This is a genomic window from Burkholderiales bacterium, from assembly GCA_013695435.1.
Classification (GTDB): Bacteria; Pseudomonadota; Gammaproteobacteria; order Burkholderiales; family JACMKV01; genus JACMKV01.
The window spans coordinates 1-3,248 of record JACDAM010000125.1 but is presented as its reverse complement, the minus strand read 5'-3'; the positions used below and the strand labels follow the sequence as shown (position 1 = coordinate 3,248).

Genomic DNA, 3,248 nt, shown 5'->3' with positions numbered 1-3,248 from the left:
CGGCAGCAATCTGCAAGGACTGCCTGCTCCAGATGTTCGATGATGAGCCCCACGAGCGCCTGCCCGGACCATTTTACTCCGGGTCACATTCGGACGACAGCGTGTCGGTCGACATCGGCAAGAACGTCAAGCTGCCGAATCCGGCGGATTACTATGCGGTCAATGCTATAAGCATCCGGGAGGAAGACAATCAGCCATGCTACATCGAGCTCCGGGGACGGATGGTTGATCTGCGTTACCAGACCCTAACGCGAAGGTTGGCTGAATTCGAGCTTGACAAATGCCAGGTCAGGCCGGGGAAAGAGCTTCTGAAAGGCAAGGTCGTATCGTTCAGCGACCTGGAGGGAGGTTTCATACGCTCTCTCCGAGTCTGCAAGGGAACGGGTGGCTGGGGAGGCGGGGTCGACAACTATGAACTCAAGGGGATAACGATTCTTCCCGCACTCGTGTCTGCCAGCAGTGACGTCACAACTCGGCAGTTGCCAATGACATTCACTCAGCCCAATTGCCCGAAAGAGACCACTGCATGGGAACCCTGGGGCCCATGGGTGGGTTGTCCCGCGGATCAGATTGTCACCGGGCTGGAAGTGTACCATCGTGAAAAATATATCACCGCGCTGGGCGTGCGCTGCAAGAGCGTGGGATCGTTACCGGCTCCGAGAGAACCCGTCCGGGATGATCTGGGCTTCTATTGAGAATCGCAAAACGCAGGAGAAGCTTGGCAGCGTGCGTAGCCTGGGGTGAGCGAAAGCGAAACCCGGGGATTGGTTCAAAGACGAATTCCCGGGTTACGCCGCTCCGCGGCTAACCCAGCCTGCACTGGCTAAAGCTTCTCGTTCCGGAGAGCTACCAGTGCAGCGGCAGTTTCTTGATGATCTGAATCCTTTTTCCTTCGATCGAAATGTATCCGCCGGCGCTCAGGTCTTTCAAGATGCGGCTCACCATTTCGCGCGACGCGCCGACGCGATTGGCCAGATCCTGTTGCGTCATCCTGTCGGCGATCACAAGTTTTCCCTCCAGCTCGGTGGCGAGTTCAAGTAGTGTCCGCGCGACTCTGCCGTAGACGTCCATGAGGGCGAGACTTTTTACGTTTTCCGTGAGCGCGCGCGTCCGCGCGATCAGGTTTTCGATGATGTAAATGGCAACGTCCGGATTTTCGCTCAGAAATTTCCTGAATTCGCATTTGCTGACCACGGAAAACACCGACTTTTCCAGGGTCATCACCGAGGCCGAACGCGGCCCGCCATCCAGAACCATTTCGCCGAAATAGCTTCCGGGGCCTGCGGTATTGAGGACGACCTCCTTGCCGCTTTCATCGGCCAGATACACTTTCACTTTACCGGACAGGATGATGTAAAGCGAATCGGTTTCGTCACCCTCGTTGATGACGACGGCATTTCTTTGAAACGTGCGGGCGACGCCGTGCGCGGCCAGCGCGCGCAATTGCGTTTCGGTCAAATCCAGCGAAAAAGGATGGGCGGTCATGATGGGTTTCAGGTCCTGTACACGTGATCCGAAAAGCGAGGGACAACGGCAACATTATGAATCGAATACTGGTTCATGCAAGACGCATAAATCTGAAGGGTGAGGCAGGCGAACGATTTGAACCGTTGCGCCTGCATCATTCTTCCTTCATCACCTGCGATTCGCGTCTGTCATCGGGCGCGGCCTGCGACGAGAGTGGATGTCTCGCCTGGGTGGGCCAGGCAGACGGAGAGTCTGCCAGGCCCCCGTCACTCCCTGCCCCGTCATTTCGCTGCGATCATGCGTCTGGCTTGCTCGTGGCCGTCCAGGGCAACGCTCGTTGCGGTTCCAACATACGCTCCCGAGACAAAGACCGGGGCCAGGAGTGCGCTGGCTTGATCCTGACCGGAACGCTCAGGCTTGTAAGTCGCCGCGGCGGGAAGCGCTGATGCCCCGACAGAACTGCCGCCCAATATCATGCGTTGCGCCTGCTCATTGCCGGCGGAGGCGTTTTGCATGCCCAATCCGAAAAGTGCGATAACGATCGCGGAATATTTATGCAACATGTCAATCTCCTTCAGGTTCGCCCTGGTCTGGTCATCCTGTCCGCGAGGGCATGAGCGCGAAACAGTGATGGCCACTGTAAGGAGATCGGATTCGAAACTCTGCACAGGATTGCGCGGAAGGAATGTGAAATATTTACGGAGTTGTTCGAATCTTCGGCCTGATAGCCGCTGACTCCGCAGCTAACTCAGCGCTCGCATGTTCTGCTTCTGTCGAGTCAGCGGCCGAACCGTTTCCGGCGAAAATCGCGCAGGATTTCGCGCGCGGCATTGTGACCTGGGATGCCGGTCACCGCGCCGCCGGGATGCGTGCCCGACCCGCACAGATAAAGACCGCGTATCGGGCTGCGATAATCGGCATAACCCAATACCGGGCGCGCGCTGTAAAGCTGATCGAGCGTCAGCGCGCCGTGAAAAATATCGCCGCCGATCAGGCCGAATTTGCGTTCGAGATCGAGCGGCGTCAGCGTCATGCGGCCGATCACGCTGGCCTTGAAATTCGGCGCGTAGCGATTGACGGTTGCGATGGCGAGGTCGGCCGCCACTTCGCGCAGATCGTCCCAGCTTTTGCCGTCGGGCAGTTGCGGGTTGAAGTGTTGGCAAAACAGACTTGCCACATGCGCCCCTTTGGGCGCGAGGCTGTCATCGATCGTGCTGGGAATCAGGATTTCGACGACCGGCGCGCGCGACATGCCGCCAAAATCCGGCGCGCGCGCATCGAAAAACGCGCGCTCCATGTAGCCGAGCGTGGGCGCTACGACGATCCCGGATTGGTGATGCGCCTGCAAATCGGCGCCAGGCAAGCAGGTGAAATCAGGCAGCTCCGACAGCGCTACATTCATGCGCAGCGTTGCCGAGCCGCATTTGTATTGCTCGATGCGCCGCACGAAATCAACGTCGAGTTCGGCGCGGTCAATCAGCCGCAAATACAGCAGCTTCGGATTCAGATTCGACACCACAGAGCTCGCTTCGATCTCGCTGCCGTCTTCTAGCGTGATGCCGACCGCGCCGCGCGAGCCCGCTCCGCCTCGTCGAATACCGACATTCACCCGCGCAACCAGCGTATCGACGCTGATCTCGACGCCTCGCTTTTTGGCCTCAGCCGCCATCGCCTGCGTGATCGCACCCATGCCGCCGATCGCGTGGCCCCATTTGCCTTTTTTGCCGTTGACTTCGCCGAACGCGTGATGCAGCAGCAGATAAGCGGAGCCCGGCGTGTAG

At 58.7% G+C, this 3,248-nt stretch carries 4 protein-coding genes; 1 reads left to right on the top strand and 3 read right to left on the bottom strand.

Annotation, left to right across the window (positions count from 1 at the left end; translation table 11 throughout):
• The first annotated feature begins 101 nt into the window (after positions 1 to 101).
• A complete protein-coding gene (locus H0V78_06660) occupies positions 102 to 695 on the top strand; it encodes a hypothetical protein (GenBank protein ID MBA2351461.1) in 594 nt (197 codons plus the stop codon).
• Between the two features lie 151 nt (positions 696 to 846).
• Here H0V78_06660 and H0V78_06655 read toward each other — a convergent pair whose 3' ends face one another.
• The 3 genes from H0V78_06655 to H0V78_06645 all read right to left on the bottom strand — a co-directional run.
• Positions 847 to 1,485 (bottom strand): Crp/Fnr family transcriptional regulator, encoded by a 639-nt coding sequence (locus H0V78_06655; protein MBA2351460.1) that lies wholly within the window; start codon positions 1,483 to 1,485, stop codon positions 847 to 849.
• A 263-nt stretch (positions 1,486 to 1,748) separates the two neighbouring features.
• The gene (locus tag H0V78_06650; GenBank protein MBA2351459.1) at positions 1,749 to 2,030 is read right to left on the bottom strand and encodes a hypothetical protein; all 282 of its coding nucleotides are present in this window, start codon (positions 2,028 to 2,030) and stop codon (positions 1,749 to 1,751) included.
• Between the two features lie 215 nt (positions 2,031 to 2,245).
• The coding region (locus H0V78_06645) for an NAD(P)/FAD-dependent oxidoreductase (GenBank protein MBA2351458.1) at positions 2,246 to 3,248 on the bottom strand (1,003 nt) is incomplete at its 5' end.

Coding starts and splice junctions, on each gene's coding strand:
- H0V78_06650 (MBA2351459.1), bottom strand. CDS start 2,030: ATGTTGCATAAATATTCCGCGATCGTTATCGCACTTTTCGGATTGGGC.
- H0V78_06655 (MBA2351460.1), bottom strand. CDS start 1,485: ATGACCGCCCATCCTTTTTCGCTGGATTTGACCGAAACGCAATTGCGC.